The organism is Paenibacillus pabuli NBRC 13638 (assembly GCF_001514495.1).
Lineage (GTDB): Bacteria > Bacillota > Bacilli > Paenibacillales > Paenibacillaceae > Paenibacillus > Paenibacillus pabuli.
Map to the genome: position 1 here is coordinate 169,063 of NZ_BCNM01000004.1, position 18,021 is coordinate 187,083.

At 51.6% G+C, this 18,021-nt stretch carries 9 protein-coding genes; 8 read left to right on the top strand and 1 reads right to left on the bottom strand.

All coding sequences use genetic code 11. The features are described 5' to 3' along the window. Positions 1–98 precede the first annotated feature (98 nt). Complete coding sequence (locus PPA03S_RS07885; RefSeq protein WP_062321549.1) at positions 99–1,652, top strand: DEAD/DEAH box helicase; 1,554 nt, start codon at positions 99–101, stop codon at positions 1,650–1,652. A gap of 233 nt (positions 1,653–1,885) precedes the next feature. Here PPA03S_RS07885 and PPA03S_RS07890 read toward each other — a convergent pair whose 3' ends face one another. Continuing rightward, entirely contained in the window at positions 1,886–2,818 is a 933-nt protein-coding gene (locus PPA03S_RS07890; protein ID WP_068964010.1) for a hypothetical protein, read from the bottom strand. A gap of 536 nt (positions 2,819–3,354) precedes the next feature. On the opposite strand from PPA03S_RS07890, the gene PPA03S_RS07895 reads away from it, so the two are divergent. The 7 genes from PPA03S_RS07895 to PPA03S_RS07925 all read left to right on the top strand — a co-directional run bounded on the left by PPA03S_RS07895 (position 3,355) and on the right by PPA03S_RS07925 (position 17,916). After that, the gene (locus PPA03S_RS07895; protein WP_062321552.1) at positions 3,355–5,148 is read left to right on the top strand and encodes a vWA domain-containing protein; all 1,794 of its coding nucleotides are present in this window, start codon (positions 3,355–3,357) and stop codon (positions 5,146–5,148) included. A 42-nt stretch (positions 5,149–5,190) separates the two neighbouring features. Next, positions 5,191–8,580, top strand: coding sequence for a tubulin-like doman-containing protein (locus tag PPA03S_RS07900; protein WP_062321553.1), 3,390 nt, complete (start codon positions 5,191–5,193; stop codon positions 8,578–8,580). 1 nt (position 8,581) lies between these two features. Then, positions 8,582–11,146 carry a hypothetical protein gene (locus tag PPA03S_RS07905; protein ID WP_062321555.1) on the top strand — a complete coding sequence of 855 codons (2,565 nt, stop codon included), beginning with the start codon at positions 8,582–8,584 and terminating at the stop codon, positions 11,144–11,146. 236 nt (positions 11,147–11,382) lie between these two features. Continuing rightward, the gene (locus PPA03S_RS07910) at positions 11,383–12,666 is read left to right on the top strand and encodes a vWA domain-containing protein (RefSeq protein ID WP_062321557.1); all 1,284 of its coding nucleotides are present in this window, start codon (positions 11,383–11,385) and stop codon (positions 12,664–12,666) included. A gap of 20 nt (positions 12,667–12,686) precedes the next feature. Beyond that, a complete protein-coding gene (locus PPA03S_RS07915) occupies positions 12,687–13,334 on the top strand; it encodes a hypothetical protein (RefSeq protein WP_062321559.1) in 648 nt (215 codons plus the stop codon). 92 nt (positions 13,335–13,426) lie between these two features. Beyond that, the gene (locus PPA03S_RS07920; RefSeq protein WP_024632789.1) at positions 13,427–14,686 is read left to right on the top strand and encodes a TRAFAC clade GTPase domain-containing protein; all 1,260 of its coding nucleotides are present in this window, start codon (positions 13,427–13,429) and stop codon (positions 14,684–14,686) included. Next, a complete protein-coding gene (locus tag PPA03S_RS07925; RefSeq protein ID WP_062321561.1) occupies positions 14,683–17,916 on the top strand; it encodes a GAP1-N2 domain-containing protein in 3,234 nt (1,077 codons plus the stop codon). Before PPA03S_RS07920 ends, PPA03S_RS07925 begins: the two co-directional genes overlap by 4 nt. Positions 17,917–18,021 lie beyond the last annotated feature (105 nt).

Genomic DNA, 18,021 nt, shown 5'->3' on the forward strand with positions numbered 1-18,021 from the left:
AATCATGATTGATATACGGAAAACTAGTCTTGATTGAAGTTCAAGTGAAAGCATTTATGAAATGGACTTATCTAAATGAATATACAGAGGTGTAACGATTGGCAAACTTTGAACAATTGGGCATTCGCCCGGAATGGTGCGAGATCCTGAAACATCAGGGCATCGCCGTGCCGACTCCGGTACAGGAGCGTTCGATTCCGGTACTGCTGGGTGGGCGTGATATTATTGCTGAGGCACAGACAGGTACAGGGAAAACGCTGGCTTTCCTGCTGCCGATTATTCAGAAAATTAATGTATCCGACCGCTCGCCGCAAGCGCTAATTATTGCTCCTACGAGGGAACTGGCGCTGCAAATTACGGAAGAAGCGAAGAAGCTGACTGCAAACGACGACAAGCTGCATGTGCTCGCGGTATACGGCGGACAAGATGTGGACAAACAGCTGCGTAAACTGCAGAACGGTACACAGATCGTGATTGGTACGCCGGGACGTCTTCTGGACCATCTGCGTCGTGGCACGTTGAAGCTGGATAATGTGAAAAAACTGGTGTTGGATGAAGCGGACCAAATGCTGCACATGGGCTTCCTGGATGATGTGGAGACCATCCTTCGTGAACTGCCACAGAAACGTCAGACAATGCTGTTCTCGGCAACGATGCCGAAAGGCATTCGCAACCTGGCGAAGAACTACATGAAAGACCCGGAGGATGTGAAAGTATCCTCCAAGTCCGTGATTCCGATCAATCAGATTCGCCAGCAGGTGCTGGAGTGCACGGATCGTGGCAAACTTGAGGCCCTTCGCGGCATGATTGATACGTATCGCCCGTACCTGGCAATTGTTTTCTGCCGGACCAAGCGTCGTGCATCCAAGCTGAATGAAGATCTGCGCGAAGCAGGTTATGCGAGCGATGAACTTCATGGGGACCTGTCCCAATCCAAGCGTGAGAACGTAATGAAAGCATTCCGCGACGCGAAATTGCAAATCCTCGTTGCTACGGATGTTGCGGCACGCGGACTGGATGTTGAAGGCGTAACGCATGTATTCAACTACGATATGCCGCATGATGCGGAAAGCTATATCCACCGGATCGGCCGTACGGGTCGTGCTGGCGGCACGGGCCTTGCCGTGACATTTGCAACACAGCACGACAGACCGGAGCTTGCTCGTATTGAGGAAGGCACCAATCAGAAGCTGTCCCGTATCCAATGGACAAGTGAAGGTCCAGTAGCATCAACTGGAGCAAATAGACGTTCCATCAACAGTCAGGGTGATGAAGAACGTTCTGGCGGACGCTCCGCTGGGACAGGCAGTGCCCGTCGCGGCGCAGGTCGCACCGGCCGCAGCGAAGGCGGACGTGGCGGTCGTGGTGGTTCCCGCGGCGGTGAAGGTGGACGCAGCGGTGGTCGTAGTGGCGGCCGCAGTGGCGATGAGCGCAGCGCAGGCCGTGGTTCCGCGCGCAGCAGCGACAGCAGTCGCAGCGCAGTGGGCCAAGGCGGGCGCGGTGCAGGGCGCAGCGGCGATGAACGCAGCAGCGGCTGGGGCGGCCGTAGCGCCGACAAGCGCAGCGCCGGGCGCGGCAGTGAAGGCGGCCCAAGCAAGCAGGGCCGCGGGCCGGTCAAGAACGACCGTCGCGATTCTCGTCGCGGTCGGTAAATGATACAACCCATGGCAAGCAGTCTGGAAGAACGCCATACATTTTCCAAACAACAAAACACCTCATCCTAGACCTAAGGATGGGGTGTTTTTTCGTCGAAGCTTATATGATAAAAGTTATGCAACATCACGCATAATTCCAGAATGCATGCAGGGGTTAATGAAGTTCAGTTCGTCTATATACAGGGATTGAGTTTGCACTAATTTACGTTTCGAGTCCATATACAACAGCTCTACACATGAATATCTGCATAGTTATCCCGATACTTCTCGTTATACACCCGACCAACCGATTCCGCCAGACCACCGCGTGCTTTACCTGGATACAGCTCCAGAGTTCGATAGAGCCGCATAAACCGATCTTTGGGCATAAAGCGGGCATAGCGGGTAATAAGACTGGGGAACAACTCAATATATTTACTTTTACGTACAGCGGCTGCGGCTACTGCCGTCAGAATCTTAATCCCATTGTGCAGCTGCAAAATATTAACTTCGTACGTGGCGACATAACGGATCGCATCTTCACGGACCAATTCGGGCTTCAGCCGCGCGATTTCACCGATATATTCAGCGAGCAGCCGCTCGAAGCTGTGCAGCAGCAGCGGTTTGAGCTGCAGGTCCATATCGCTGCGCAGGACGAAGGATTGCAGCAGCGCAACCTGCTGCAGACGAATCCGGTCGTTATAGACGAGTGAGCCGATCTCCCGGAGCATTTCATAGGCTAGCGCTTCATCTTGCTTGCGCGCTTCTGCGACAAGTGCCCAATTCCGGTTGATGCCTTGTCGAATCGCTTCCTCATCCTGACGCAGCATGCGTTTGAGCTCGCGCTGCTGTTCGACCTGGAAGGATCGCTTTTGCATGAAGATCAATCCAGCCAGAAGCAGCAGGGAGACGCTGGCCGCCGCCATCGTTTGGTCTATGGTCTCACCAAAATAGGTAGCTGCCGCACCAAGGATTACCGTGATAAACAGGTCGCGTGCAATACGGCGTTTCACGCGGGAAGAGGCGCGTTCTTCCACTGTGGCAAGGGTACCGCGCCCACAGGCGGTACAGTGGTCTTCCCACAGGCAGGTATACTGGCCGCACCGCTTGCAGACACGCAGCTTTTGAAAGGCATGTGTTGTTCTTATAAAAGGTCTGATGGATACAACTTGTTTAGTGCTCATGCTCAATCACGCTCGCCATTCAGAATAGTGTAGAGGGTTCGATCCGCATCTTCCCGGGAAACGGGTTTGCGTCGATGAAGCTGGGACGCAATCACCTTTATCATGACAAAAAGAAACAATATGGCGAGGCATCCGTATGTAACCATAATCCGTTCCTTTCTATGGCTTGATCATTTTCCTTATATTATAAGATGAACTATTGATTGCACACTCGACCCAATTCGATGGCAGAACAACCTTTCTGCCCTTCTCGTTAGCGTGTGATTCTTCTATTCATTTTATAAACGATAATGTTCACTGATCAAGCGTCGTTATATTGCAGTTTGCTGGCAATAACTATATCATATTTCCATAGTTGGAACTTTCATGCCAGCCAATGACGTGAATTCGTCGATTTTTGTCAGTCATTACAAAACTGTAACTCAAGATAGGGGTGCTTTTCAGAATTTATTAGTAGACTGTTAAGATTTCCTTAAGGCTTGACGCCTATAATAAACTATTCCCATTTTAATCTCAAACGTGAAGGAGTACACCCAATGCTGCGGACAAGCAAAATACGCTGGCTCAGCGGAACTCTGGTTCTGCTGGCATTTCTATCGCTGCTGTTACCTCAGGCGTTGCTGCCACATGCTGCAGCGGCTCAGGGACAGACAAGCGGAATCGATGCGGTACTTGTAGCCGATGTAAGTAATTCAATGAATACAAGTGACCGTGACAAGATCAGTAATGAAGCCATGAAAATGTTTATTGATATGCTGCCGGTCCAGGGGGACAAGGTAGGGATTGTCGCTTACACCGATCAGGTGGAGAGGGAAAAGGCATTGCTGGAGATACAGTCCGATGCGGACAAAAGCAGCCTGAAAGATTTTATTGATCAGCTCGGCCGAGGGCCATATACCGATATCTCTGTCGGGGTGGCTGAAGCGGTGAATGTACTGAACCATGGGGCAGACGCATCTCACTCGCCAATGATTGTGCTGTTGGCTGACGGCAACAATGATTTTAACAAAACCAAAGGTCGCACCCAGTCTCAGTCCGATGCGGATCTGGCAAAGGCCGTCAAGGAAGCACAGGATCAGGGAATTCCCGTCTATACGATTGGACTGAACGCAGACGGCAAACTGAACAAGGATGCACTTGCTGATCTGGCTCAGCAGACCGGAGGCAAGTCCTTCATTACGGATACACCCGATGATCTGCCGCAGATTTTGAGCGAGATTTTCGCCGATCATGCCAAACTGAATGTCGTGAAGCTGCCCTCCATTACAGGAAACGGCAGTTATCAGGAAGTTACCGTGAACGTACCGAACGACAGTGTACTCGAAGCGAATATCTCGATCATGTCTTCCAAACAAGTCCAGATTGAATTAACCGATCCTTCCGGCAAGGCCGTAGATCTGAACTCGGATGCCGCCAAGCTCTCGACTTCAAAGAGTTATTCCTTGGTGAAGCTGCTCAAGCCTCAGGAAGGCGACTGGAAACTTCGGGTAAAAGGGGCTCCGAAAGACAGCATCGATATCAACCTGTTGTTCAACTATGATCTCCAGCTCGTCGTGGACCCAATTAAGACCAAGTCCTATACGAAGGGCGACAAAGTTGATCTGACCGCCAAGCTGGAGAATGGAGGACAGCCGCTGCAGGATAATGATCTGTATGCCGATATGAAGGCGACATTGGTCGTAAACGATCTGGATACAGGCAAAAGCACGGAACAGCCGCTCGAAAACACAGGGACCGGGTTCGCCGGAACGTTTGAAGTACCGGACAACCATAACTACGAGCTTGTTATTCGTGCCGAAGAGGACAGCTTCTACCGGGAGAGTGCTCCAATTACGATCAATGCAGGCGGAGCAGCGGGTAGCGGAACGAAGCCAACGACTCCTCCGGGCGAGCAGGACAAGCCGTTTCCGTGGCTGCCTGTTATTTTGGGTGTCATCGCCCTGATCGTGGTAGCTGTGGGTGTCTGGTTCCTGCTAGGCTGGCTGAAACGCAAAAACCGCGGATTTGTCGGACAGATGATTGTCGAAATTCGGGATGAGAACACCGGGGACAAGTCGTACCCGCAATATAAAAAACTGGCATCCTTCCGGGGCAGATTCCATCTGCACCAGCTGTTACAGCTGGACCCTGAATTGAAGGAAACCGAGAAATATGTATTTACACCCAGCAATGGGGATCGAATTATAATTCGTAACACTGCAGGCGGAACGCTGGAGAAATCCGGCCGTGCCGTTGATGCAAGCTCAGGCGTCGAACTGAAGAACGGTGACCGACTGAGCATCCCGCTGCAACAGGCGGACAAGACCATTTTAATTGAGTATTTGGTATAACAGGCATTTGCAGCGTGCAGATGACGAAAGGGAGGACTTGGAATGAAACCGATTGTTAGAGAACATATTCAGCAGCTGGATGTATCACTTGGCGGAGGTATTGTCAGTGAGAAAATCAGAGTCGATACAATTGATAACCCGATTCTGATTATCGGTCTGGGAGGAACAGGTATTGATGCGCTGTTGCGTCTTAAATACCAGATTAACCGACGTTTCAAGCTGCCACAGGACCCGGTATCCAAGAAAAAAATGGACAAACCGTCCAACGTGGAGTTTCTTGCTTTTGAAACAAATGAACAGGACCGCGCCAAAAAGTATAAAGGCATCGGACTCGATCCAATTAATGAATTCGTATTGCTGTCCAATGCCGAAATTGGCGGACTGCTTCAGAACCGCAGCGTATTGGAGCCGTATATTACGGACTGGCTGTCCCCGGAGCTGAGCATTACCGATGGCATGAACGGCGCTGCAGGGGTGCGTCAGGCTGGACGCCTGCTGTTGTTCACCAAGATTAACCAGGTCGTGCAGGCGATCGACAAAAAGATCAAAACCTTATCGGTAGGCACCAACAAAAAACTGATGGTGTTCCTGCTGACGGGTCTTTCCGGCGGTACGGGCAGTGGATGCTTCCTCGATATCTCCTACATCGTGCGCGGGATTATCGAACGCGATCACGGCTCTGCCGGGATTGACCGCGTGAACACGCTGGGGTATCTGTTCACCCCGGACGTGAACCTGTCAAACAAAAGCTTGAGTGAGCATACTCGTGAATACATCCGCAAGAATGGATACGCTGCGCTCAAGGAATTGGATTACTGGATGAACGTGGATAGTCGGGGAGAGCGTTTCTCGCAGAAATACGGCAATATTCTGACCGTAAATTCACCACTGCCGCCGTTCAACCTGTGTCATCTGATTTCCGCAACCAATACGGAAGGCAAACTGCTGGAGAACGCTTATGATTACTGCATGAATGTTACCGCAGAGAACATCACCAACTTCATGGCGAGTGAGGAAAAGCAGTCCGGCGAGGAGTTTGCCATTCACGATTACATTAGCAACATTCGCACGAACATTGCACAAATGAACAAGGCCTACCCGGCCAACTATGATTACAACATCATCGGCGCATCCTCAGCGGTACTGCCAATTGAAGAAATGACGACCTATCTGGCCTACCGGATGTTTGACAAAATGAGCACCATGTTCTCCAAAGCGCCGAACCAGGAGGATACCGAGAAGTTTGCCCGCAAGCTGGGCATTGATCTCGAAAGTGTGGTCAAGTCCTTTGAAGCACGTGTACCGGAGCCGCTGCCTGGCTATCAGAACAGCGAGCGTCTGTCCTATGGCAATGTGGTGAAATCACAGGTCGTGAACATGGACACTGAACTGGAGCAGAACTTCCTGGCTCGTGCCCGTGAGGAATATATCAAGGCGAAGAAGCAGCTGCCGGGCGAGATTGCGGGTCAGTTCACCGAACAGAACCGGCGTATGTTTTTGCATCCCGAACAGGGTCCCTTCTATGTCTCCCGTCTGATCTACACGGAAAAAGGTTTCTGTGTACTGAAGATGATTCAGTCGTACATTGAAACCCTGCGTGAGAATGCCTTCCGCATTCCGCGTGACATTGAGGCCGCTCAGGAGCAGTCCGAAGAGAAACTGGGCGATGCGAAGAGTGCGTTCGTCTCCAAAGAGAAGAAGAAGAATGCTTATATTGAAGCCAAAATTCATGAGTACTGGCTGCATGCCGATGTGGAACGCAACGATCAGATGATCGAGTTCTACGAAGACCTGTACGAATTGCTGAACCAGGAGAACAGCCGCATTTATAACGTATTTACTGAAACGCTGAACGCGCTCAGCTCGATCTTCTCCAAAAACGGGGATATCCTGACACGCGGCGAAGAACAGTCCGATCACAAAGGCAACAAGACTTATTATTGGAACGTTGTAAGTGTGCCGGATATCGTCAGTGTGGTGGATGGGCTGCTGGACAAGCGTGATACGGATGATCTGATCCGCGACTTCTCGCGTGAATTGCTGGAGAACTCCAGCCAGTGGGTGAAGGAAAACGAAATCGATATTGTCAGCTCCATCTCTGATTTCCTGACGGAGAAGTTCGGGGATCTGATTACCCGCTCGATGGAGGACTTCCTGGTTATCAAATATGGACAGGATGAGTCGGTCGAGAAATTCGTGGAACGCTTCATTGCAGGCAAACTGGATGATGAGGCCGTTCCGGTGTTCAATCTGAGCAACAGCACAGGCAGTCTGCATTTCCCGTCCTGGGGATTCGTATCAGTGCCAGCACAGGCGCCGGGCATTCTGAGAGGGATTCGCAACTATCAGAACAATGCGGTGGGCAAATCTCATTTTACTGTCAAGGAAAGTGAAGTGCGCAACCGAATCTTCTGGCTGAACACACGCAACGGGGTACCACTGTTTGTGTATACCCCGCTCAAGGTATATGAGGAAAGTTATGAACGTACCATTTTGGACAAAGAAGGTATCGGCCGCCATCTGGTACAGACCGAGAAGAATAACTGGACCTATCTGCCGTCGCCAATTCCGGAGAAGTCATGGGGAGATGTGTACGAGAATGCCCGCGTGAAGCAATATAATGCCCGCGTGCGTGCTGAATTCGAGCAGGCGCTCGGATACAACATCGTGACAGCCAAATCCATCGATGAGAATACAAGCAACCGCTATGCCATTGTGACGACGGAACCGTTTGACCTGTCAGCGAAGCTTGGTGCCTACGATATGCGTCTGACGTCCACCACCCCGAACCTGGGTGAAGTGAAGCGGGCAGTCATGGAATTGAAACGCCTGCAATCCGAAGGATTGCCACGGGTGTCGGTGAAGGACATTTTCGGCAGTATTAATGAAGATATGGCCAAAGAAAATCTGGTGCGTTCCCCGCAGCTGATCGCGCGTGTACGTGAAGAACTGGCGAAGATGAACGCCATCTCGGCCAAAGTCGCCGAGCTGGAAGGCATTCTCGCCCAGCATCAGGACGAGGAGCAGTGGTATGACCGCTTCATCGAAGCACTATACACGGATACCATCGTGAAGAAAGGCGCGCTGTACGTCTATGACCGTGACCCGGAAGAAGACGCATGGGAGCCGTTTGCGAATCTGATGAAGAGCCGTAACTTTGCTGAATATGAAGTGTTTGGCAATTTCCGTGGACTGGCGGAGAAGGATCGCAGCACATTGCTGCGCAAAGCCTCCCGCCGCGATAACGACCTGACCGCTTCCGAAGATATCACGCCACTGCTTACGAAGTTGGATGATCTGGCTGCATTGTTCATGGAATCCCGTGATCGTCTGGAATACGAGCGAGTGGAACTGGCAAATGGGGAAGACATCTACCAGTTCTACAGAACGATGTCATCGAAACTGAATGACATTCGCAGAAGGCTGAAGTAAGATGGCGGCCGGGATGGAGTTCGGCTCGAACAATGCCCTGAAGCGCAATCTGGAGAAGTATGCAGCACAGTATGCAGCAGAGCAGGAGCGTCAAGGCAGCCTGGGTGATGGTCGCAGCAGCATCCATTACCCGGCGTTGTTCCTGTTCGTGGGTGATCAGGTCGCTCCGGCAGTATCTGCTGTCCAGGAGATCAATCGGCTGAAGTGGGATAACGGAGAAGGCGTAGTTTATGTACAGATTGGGACGGAAGATCAGGATGATGAACGTCATCGTGACCATGACAGCAGCGGACGAATGAAGCATGACAACGATAATCGTAGTCAGCTTGAACGTGGTGAACATAGCGATGACCGTCAATCATCATATCCAGGTAGGCATCGTCCGACTGAAGCCATGAATGGCAGCTCGTTCGATGAGGGTCAGGTGACCCGCCACGTGCTCCCTATATCCCGGGCGCAGACCGGGCGACCGTCCAAAACGCTGCGCAAGGATATACACCGCAGCTTCCACGATTCAGATCAGGCCCTCTTTGGTCTGAATCGCACGCTGCGGCGGGTAAGCAATCGTATTGCTGAATACGGACGTCTGTATTCATCGTTCGATCGAATCTATGTGACCGTCGTGACCAGGGCAGATGATCCATTGAATGTGCTGCTGCCGGAGCTTACCAAGCTAACCGAAACCATACTGGCCCAATCATTCAAGTCGGTACAGACCGATCTGCATGTGCTGGTTAGCGAGATGGAGCAGGTCGATTCCTTTGGTTATGCTAGTGCGGCAGGACTCGCTTTTCTGCGGGAACTGGACTACATGCAGGGGCTGGACTTTACGTTCAGTGGCAATCTGTTAGTTACGGAGGATGGTATCTCCATTCCGGTTGTGCATCCTGCTTCTCCATTATTCGATCTCGTATATATTTTGTCCGACAAAAACGAGCGGGGAACCGGCGTCCCCGGCGGGTGGATTGAAAATGCTGAGATCATCTGCCGAATCTGTCTGCTCAAGAACCGGAAGCAGGATGCAGACAGTTCCGGTACAATATCAAGCACAGGGGCCAACACGTATAACAACACATCGTTCAAAAACAACATCCGTACCACCTCGGATCAGCACGGTTATGCCAGTGCAGGTTTTGCCGAGATTAGACGGCCGAACAAACCGATTGCACTCGCAGTGTTGTATCACTTGTATCGTTATCTGCTCGAACGAATGCGGCAGGAACCTGAATGGAGCATCAAGGACAAGCTCCTCTTCTTCGGACTGGATGGTACTTCGATAGAGAGCAAAGTGGAAGGAATACTTCCCGATGAGGACCTGGTGAGCGGCATGAGCGGCATTATGACGCATAATATCAGCTTCACTGACCTGAAGCCGCTCTCGCTGCGTGAAGCAGAGAGAGCGCTGTTCGGGCAGGGGGCAGAGGCGTACTTTCGAGATAACGTGGTTCGTCTTGCCGAGGAAAGAATGCGCCAACGCAGCACAGAAGGTTCCCTGCGTCGCCAAGCGGAGCAATCACGTACGGAGCATCCCGAGATTGGCTATTTTCAGTGGGCAGCCTGGAGTGACAGCGGGTTTGGCAGTGTGCGTGAGGCATTGCTTGGACTGATTCGTGATAAATCGGTGCAGCTTGAATCGGCACGTGCCTTGCTTGAGCAGCGCCAACAGGAGCGGGTAGAGGATCAGTCGTTCAAACGGGCGCTGTTCCGTGACAAACAGAACGTGCGCAACCTGATCGATTGCTTATTGGAGCGTGTGTATGTGCCTAAAGTTGATTTGCTTCGTCTGGAGAATGAATTGCAGCTGCTGCGTGCCTACGATACGGAGATGGAACAATTGCATACGTTCAGCCGGAGGGTAACGGAAACACTGGCAGCGCTGGAACGTATCTTGCGTGAGACAGCTGTGGAGAGCATTGCTGCTGCAGATGAATATATCGGTCAGAATGTCATGGAGTACTACGGCAAAGTGACGGAAGCGCTGGTTGCTGATTTGGAGGCGAAGCGCGGACGTGATGTCTGGTTTGAGGACCGTTATATGGGGGACATGAACCGGCTTGCCACAGAAGGTAATGAGCATCTGCTGCACCGCCTGATGGAGGTATGTCATGCGATGCTGCTTACAGCAGAACCGCTTCGGGTACCTTTTGAAGAAGAATTGCTGTTACGAGCGAATGTAACCATTACCTATGGTGACAAAAATGTCTTGACCCGTGATGATCTGTTCCGCCGATTGTATCGCACATTGGAGGATCAGGCGGTCGTTCGGGTAAGAGTATTCGACTATACGCAGGAACATCGGTATGAAGAAAAGTATTTCTTTGGCGACCATCACAGTGCCTTCATGGACTACGCGGCACATGCCGAAGAAACGTCACGGATCTATAAGTTGGGTGTGGTATACGAAGAACGAAGCAGTGGTGTGGAAAAGCTGAATCTGATGGGTGGATTTCATCTGGAGGATCTGATGGTTTATCGTAACGGTAGAGTCTATTACGACTCGTATACGGAAAATGGGTATGAACTTCACCCGGCAGGTATGGCAGACAAGCTCTCGCCGATGCGATAGAATATCAGGCTGTGTCTTAGGGGCGGAAGGGAGGTACAGATGGGTTTTATCCTTGGAACGGGCAAAGTGCAGTGCAACGGGATCATTGTATATGAGCTTGTGTTCTATGTCTCCAAAGGATTAACATTCATCTGTTCCCCGTCCAGGGCATGATGGAACTAGAACGTGTTGTACCACCCGATATCTTGTAATAATTCAGTCGATAGAAGGCTGGTTTGGAAAGGATGCATACACACATGCAGCGAAAAATTAATCTTCTCCTGGTCCTGTTTAGCCTGATCGGCGGGGCCGTGGGTTTTGCGGCAGGAGAAATCATGCTGCGTCAGTGGCTTGGGGAAATGCCTCGTTTATTGCTGATGGGATTATACTTTGGCGTGCTGGCACTGAGCGTAGGGTTGTTCTGCTTACTCGCAGAAATGATCTCGCCCAAGCTGAACGGTTCTTCCTGGAAGCTGCGGTATCTGGGCTTATCCTGGAAACTGCTTGTTCCGGCAACGCTTGCGCTGTTGTTCGTTGTTGGAATGGCACTTCAATTGCTGTATCAGATTAATCCAGGCGGTGCAAAGCAAGTCAAAGATATTGTACTGATGATTGATAATTCAGGCAGCATGACCGATACGGACCCGGATAACGGCCGATTTGAAGCAGCGAAGACGCTAATCAGTCAGATGGAGAGCGACAAACAGGTCGCAGTCATTACGTTTGATGATCAGCCCCAGTTGTTGCAGCCTTTCATCCGATTGGACAGTGAAGCCGCCAAAAATGAGGTATACAGTAAAATTGACGGTATCGTGACGACCTCGGGTGGAACCAATTTCGATGCCGTGCTGCGGGAAGCGATGGAGCAGATTAAGGGCAAACAGGACCCAAAACGCGGAACGGTAGCGATTTTGTTATCGGATGGATTCAGTGATGTAGACACATCCGGCATATTGTCCGAGTATGCGAATGAACAGATTGCCGTCAATACGGTGGGTCTGAGTCTGGTAGATCCTTCCGGAACCGACTTGCTGCGTCATATCGCACAGCAGACGGGTGGTATGTATTATGATGTACCGGATTCCGGTGGGCTTAATCTGGCATTCCAGCAAATTTACGATACGATTGATGAACGTACACTGGTGACCGAACGGACAGGCATGATGGAGCATAGTACGTATCTGGCTATCTTCCGAGTGGCTGCCATACTATTAATTGGTGTCGCTCTTGGAGTATCGCTCGGACTGGTATTCGATAACCGTCATCTCGCACTCAGTTTCGGAATTGGTGGCGCCGTGTCTGGTTTATTGGCAGGACTTCTGCTCGAATGGGGTCTGGACGGATCAACGGTGGGTGATACATTTGTAAGATTCGGGGCGCTGCTGATTTTGTCTGCTGTATTGACCCTATTCACCTGGATTATTCCGATCAAGGAGAATACACCGCGGAAGACCCGTGGGCGCCGTGATGCCGGTGGGAGTACCAATTCGGTGGAAGGATTCGGTCAGCGGGCAAGAGATACGCGCAGCAAAGGATTTTAACGTCTGGAGGTAGGCGATAGATGCGTTTTACGGATGCAGACTCTTCAGCGCCCCTGATTCGCAGACTGACACTTGCAGTGGATGAGAACCAGTGTACACTTCGCTGGCTCTGGCCAGAAAGCGTGGAAGCTGTATATGTTGAACGGCTGGAGCTCGATTTGAGGGGCGATGATCGCACTGGGGAACAGACTGCACAGGGTAAGCTGAAGCTATACACGAAAGAAGAATATAAGGCGAGCAACGGATACACGGATCGGATCACAGGTTTTGGTGCCATCCGGTACACGGTGTATGCTTGTCAGATGGAGGAAGACGGGCCGGTTTTGTTGCGTCAGCTTGATGGGGACAATACGGTGATTGCCAGTGCGGGCAAGGCGGATATTCGTTTCTCCATCCGGTACAAGAGCGGTTTTTTTCAGAAACGAAAAAGTGTACTGATGACCATCACCGCCGAAGCACCTGTTCCGAAGGAAGCGCTCTGTTATGTCCGCAAGCAAGGCGGGGTTCCGCTGAATAAGGAAGATGGCACGGTGTACCCTTTTGTGAGTGACTTTGCTCCCGGAAGAAATGAGATGCCACCCGTCGAAGTAGCCAAGGACGATTACGTGAGGCTGTTCTTCACGGACGGACCAAAGTATGGAGCCGCCTATAGGCTTATATCAGACTAGATAGTTAGGCTAATTTTTTACACTGAAATTCTGTCATCGGTAGTGCAAGTGTAAATCAACTTTGTCTAACAGATCAGGGGAGGGGAGTGGCTATGAGCTTTTTTAGTCGGTTTTTGAAGAGACAGCAGCCTGAAGAACGGCCGTTGTTTTACGATATCGTATGTCCGTATTGCTTCAGCAAGTTTTCACCGGAGGAGGTTGTGTTCCGGGCTGCGCACCATCGCGACGACGATGAGGACTACGCACTTGGGGAAGATGCGAAGCTGAATCGGTATCGTGAACGGTTTGGACTGGATACGGTGTTTGATATGGAGGCCGTGCTGGCTCCGCATGATGTACCTGAGGAACATCGCATCTATTCGGATAATATTGTGATGGGACTGAACGATCGCTACGGTGTCGTTACACGGCGTCGACTGTGTCCACAGTGCCATAATGAGCTGCCTGTCACGGCAGGCAAAGCACCAAGCAATATCATTTCCATTATCGGGGCATCCCAGGTGGGTAAATCCGTTTACATGACTTCATTAATTCATACATTGCAGCATTATACTGCCGATCACTTTGATGCGGCCTGCATGCCGCTGAATGCGGAGATTAGCCGCCGGTTCCGTGCGGATTATGAAGAACCATTATTCGAGCGGGGCGATCTGCTGGATTCAACGCAGAAAGAGAAGCTGCAAGAGCCTTTTATTTTTCAATTTGTATTCAAGGATGAAGATAAAGCCCCGCTGACACTGGTATTTTTTGACGTGGCTGGTGAAGGTATGGTGGAGCAGGACTATCTGGGACTTCACGGGCAGCATATCAAGAACTCGGCAGGCATTCTGTTCATGGTCGACCCGCTCCAGATTCGTTCCATCCGGGACAAAATCCGCATCAACCTCGGCAATGAGCCAGGCGAGTGGACGCCAAGATACGATGAGCCGCGTGATGTGGTACTGACGATGTTCGGTGACTTTATTGCGTACCAGGACAAAGCCAAGACGAATATTCCAACAGCCGTCGTGCTCACCAAAAGCGACATGCTGCATTCCCTCAAGGACGAAGAGGGCGATTACATCAAATCCAACAGCAATGTGTTTCGCAACATGGTGCACCGCGACTGGTTTGACCTGACCGAATTCGAGAATATCGACGGGGAGATCCGGCGTTTTATCGAGAAGGTGGACCGTCCATTCAAAGGCACGATGGATGTGTACTTCAAGGATACGGCTTACTTTGCGGTGTCAGCGCTGGGAAGCAATCCGGTGGATATGAAGCTGCAAGGCGTGGTCAGTCCAATCCGTGTTGATGAGCCATTTCTCTGGCTGTTGTACAAGCTGAAGTACATTGAGGGGAGAGTGGGATGATGCGTTCTTCCATAACCCCGCCAATTGAACAACAGATGTACACTCGAGAGCGGCGCGGGGTGTTTCGTACAACGGAGGGGTTCGATACGGTTGCCGCATCGCCGGGATTGGATCCTTCTTTTATCAAAAAAGTGCTTCATCCCTACTGCGTCTATGACGCTCCAGCGGAGCTAACGGGGCGGAGTGAGAAGGACGAGACGAAGTTCCCGCCGTCCATTCATCTGCTGCATCTGGAGAGCGGGGAGACGATCCTTGGGCAAAATGTGTACCAGTCTGCTGATTTCACCGGGCTGCGCAGTGCTTTTTTCGCTCATAACTACATCTTGTCTCCCGAACGCTCGGAAGAGCAGATGAAGCAAAGCGGCTGGCTGGATGCTGTGTTCGCCACGTCCTATGACATCGAACAAGGCACAGTGCTGCCTGCGCTTGCTGAATTGCCACGTGCAGCTGATGTTGGACAAGGTTCGGCCAGGGGGAGTGGTTCAGGCTTCGGGACAAATCCGGCGGGTGACCTTGGCCCCGGTTCTTCTACAGGTCAGATCCTAGGCGCTCTGAAAATGGACGAGGTGGTGTTCAAGCGCCTGCTCTACGCCGTCATGCAAGCTGTAGCGACACGTCGGAAGGTATACATTGCGCTGGATGTGCCCCCTGAGGAAGTTACAGCCGGAGCCAAGGGACTGCTGCGTTTGTTATTTAAGACGCTGCCTTACGCGTTCCGGCGGCAGCTTGGCTTTATGACGTTTGCGAAGGAGCCACACGCGAAGAAAGGCATCCACCTCCAGTTTGTGGAGAGGGGAACACTGCGTCCGAAAGACCGGAATACGGAGAAGGATTTCACCTTTGATCTGGTATCGGGCAGGGTTACCCATGCAGATGCATCTGTGGCGAAGCTTCCTTACGCGGAATTTGCCTGGTCACTGCTGCATGAGCCAGCGGCTGCCGATCCATTTTATGCCTTTGCGGATGAGATGCTGTCCGGCATGGAACCTGGACGGGACCTCTCCATTGAAGCATACGGAGAACTTTCCATGTTCTATCGTCTGGAGCAAGGTAGGGAAGATCTGTATCTGGATAACAAAAGCGATGTCCTGAGTGGCCTGCTCACCTACTTGAAACCGGAAGGCGGAGCACAGCAGCGTTCACGTTTGAACGAGCTGTTTCTGACATTGCTCAGTCGTGAGCTGGACAGCGTCAAACGCGAGAATGTACCTGAAGAATCAGTTGCTGCACGCATTGGGGAGTATTTCCGGGTCGCTGCACCAGTCGTCCAGTCCTGGATCGTGGATTATTTCATCTATGGCATTAATAACGCCCGTTCGCAGAAACGTATGCGTGCTGTGCAGGAACTGTATGGCTTGCTGGAGCGGGACAGCCTGTTAAGCCGTGCTTTCTTCGACAAAGTGCTGGCGAACGAATCACTGACCAAGCTGCTATTCGAGCCTTATCTGGATAATCAGCTGAAGCGTACAGAATCAGCAGCTGACGTCGTGGAAGTGATTCAGACATGGGTTACATCCCATCCGTCTGCCATCTATAACAACTTCCTGCTGGAACGAACGGCCACCGAGCTGCGGGAACGATTATGTTCTGCACCTAACCCTGTGCAGTGTGCCAATGAAGCACTTAAACGGGTTAGTGTACTGGACCGTGTATCAGCTACAGCTTCTTTCGATTCAGGCATTACCGCCAGGATCGGACAGTCTGGAGCTGTATTACGAGCTAACCGGAAAGGTGGGTCTGAGTCTGCCGCCCAGCAACCTGCATATCAGGAGGAGTTAACCCGGCTGGCAGATAAGCTGGCTTACGTCATCAACTTGTTTATGATCCAGGATCTCGATCTGGAGCGGGTTAATCGTGAACAGCTGTTAAGCATTGATATTTTGCTGCATGGTAACGAGGTGAGGGACTGGGCTGCACGTCAGGGAGCCGATGTGTCCGCACGTACAAACATGATGCTGGCAGCGAGAGCCTGGCTCAGTGGCGAGGGGCGGAACGAAGAGGAACTGGAGGCACTCTCCTTGTCCGAGCGTAATGAGCTCCAGCGCTGGACACGTCGCTGGCTTGCCGAAGAGTTGCGTGAGCTTCCGGGTACGGCTGCATTTGAAGCGCTGCCGCTGGCTTTTTATCGAGGTGGCAGTGGCAGTAACAGGCTCGATTATCCTGGTCTTATTGAATTTATCTACAGTCATTCGGGAAGAGCAGAAGTGTTGTATGAATTTATGGAGTGGTCGGGAAATCAACGATTGTTTATTCGCGGCGCCAACGCGCATAAGGGGTACGCAGATGCAATCGTGGCCTATTTCAAGACCCATGATCGCGAAGCCTTTAAGTCAAAGTCAGCTTTCAAACCCTATTACGCCAGAGCAAGCAAGACGATGAAGCCGGCCTATGACCGTGCCAGAACAGAGCTGTCTTCCCCGCTGATTCGCATGCTCACAGGTAAAAGGAAAAACTTTTTTCTAGGATCAATCATTGTCATCATAATCCTAGGTGTTGCTGGAGGCATGTATGCCTTCATGGGAGATAAGGAGGAGGCGCCAGCGAAATCACCACCGCTTGCACAGGAGCCAGTTGCTGAACCGGAAGTGCAGCTCGCTGAACAGATCGCCTACCTCGTTCCGTCATCCGAAGCGGACGACGGTACACAGCTGCCTGCCCGGTTGGTGATCCGTTACAGAAATGAAACGGACAGCAACGCTTTGCAAAAGGACATGCTCCAATGGAACTTAAAAGATGGTACCAAACAGGAGATCCATGCAGAGGGTGAATGGGAGAGTTTCAACCGAAATGCGGAGCCGGATGAGGAAGGTGCAGCTGGAAACATCACAGAGGGCACGCCTGAAGGAAGCCCCGCAGGTTCTTCTACGGATACTGCCAAAGATACTCAGCAGAACGGAGAAGCCGAGCAGGGGGCAGATTCAGCCACGACGGGGGACACCGCTTCAGACTCAACTGCAGGGAATACTACGACGGATGCAGGGACTGGCACAGCCTCTGACGCTGGGGATGAAGGCTCCGCACAGGGAGCAGCAGACGACATGCCTTCAGATTCGTCTCCGTCAGCCGGATCAGATCCATCTTCAGCGGAAAATCTGACTGTTGCCGAAGCAGACCGTCTGTACCCCTATGGGCACCAAGTGGAGCTTCCGGCCGATATCGATCTGGAGAACATCGTAAGTGTTCAGAGTGGGACGACCGTGATTAACCTGGTCCCGGCACCGAAGCTCTGAGCGAGATGACTTGAGGATGTTATTCATTACAAAATACAGCCACCTCGAAGAATTTCGCAGGGGCTGTATTTTTGTTTTGTTCAAGGGATGGAGAAGGTCATATAC

Excerpts from the sequence above, each read along its gene's own strand:
- PPA03S_RS07890 (WP_068964010.1), bottom strand. The coding sequence starts at position 2,818 with ATGAGCACTAAACAAGTTGTATCCATCAGACCTTTTATAAGAACAACA.
- PPA03S_RS07895 (WP_062321552.1), top strand. The coding sequence starts at position 3,355 with ATGCTGCGGACAAGCAAAATACGCTGGCTCAGCGGAACTCTGGTTCTG.
- PPA03S_RS07900 (WP_062321553.1), top strand. The coding sequence starts at position 5,191 with ATGAAACCGATTGTTAGAGAACATATTCAGCAGCTGGATGTATCACTT.
- PPA03S_RS07905 (WP_062321555.1), top strand. The coding sequence starts at position 8,582 with ATGGCGGCCGGGATGGAGTTCGGCTCGAACAATGCCCTGAAGCGCAAT.
- PPA03S_RS07910 (WP_062321557.1), top strand. The coding sequence starts at position 11,383 with ATGCAGCGAAAAATTAATCTTCTCCTGGTCCTGTTTAGCCTGATCGGC.
- PPA03S_RS07915 (WP_062321559.1), top strand. The coding sequence starts at position 12,687 with ATGCGTTTTACGGATGCAGACTCTTCAGCGCCCCTGATTCGCAGACTG.
- PPA03S_RS07920 (WP_024632789.1), top strand. The coding sequence starts at position 13,427 with ATGAGCTTTTTTAGTCGGTTTTTGAAGAGACAGCAGCCTGAAGAACGG.
- PPA03S_RS07925 (WP_062321561.1), top strand. The coding sequence starts at position 14,683 with ATGATGCGTTCTTCCATAACCCCGCCAATTGAACAACAGATGTACACT.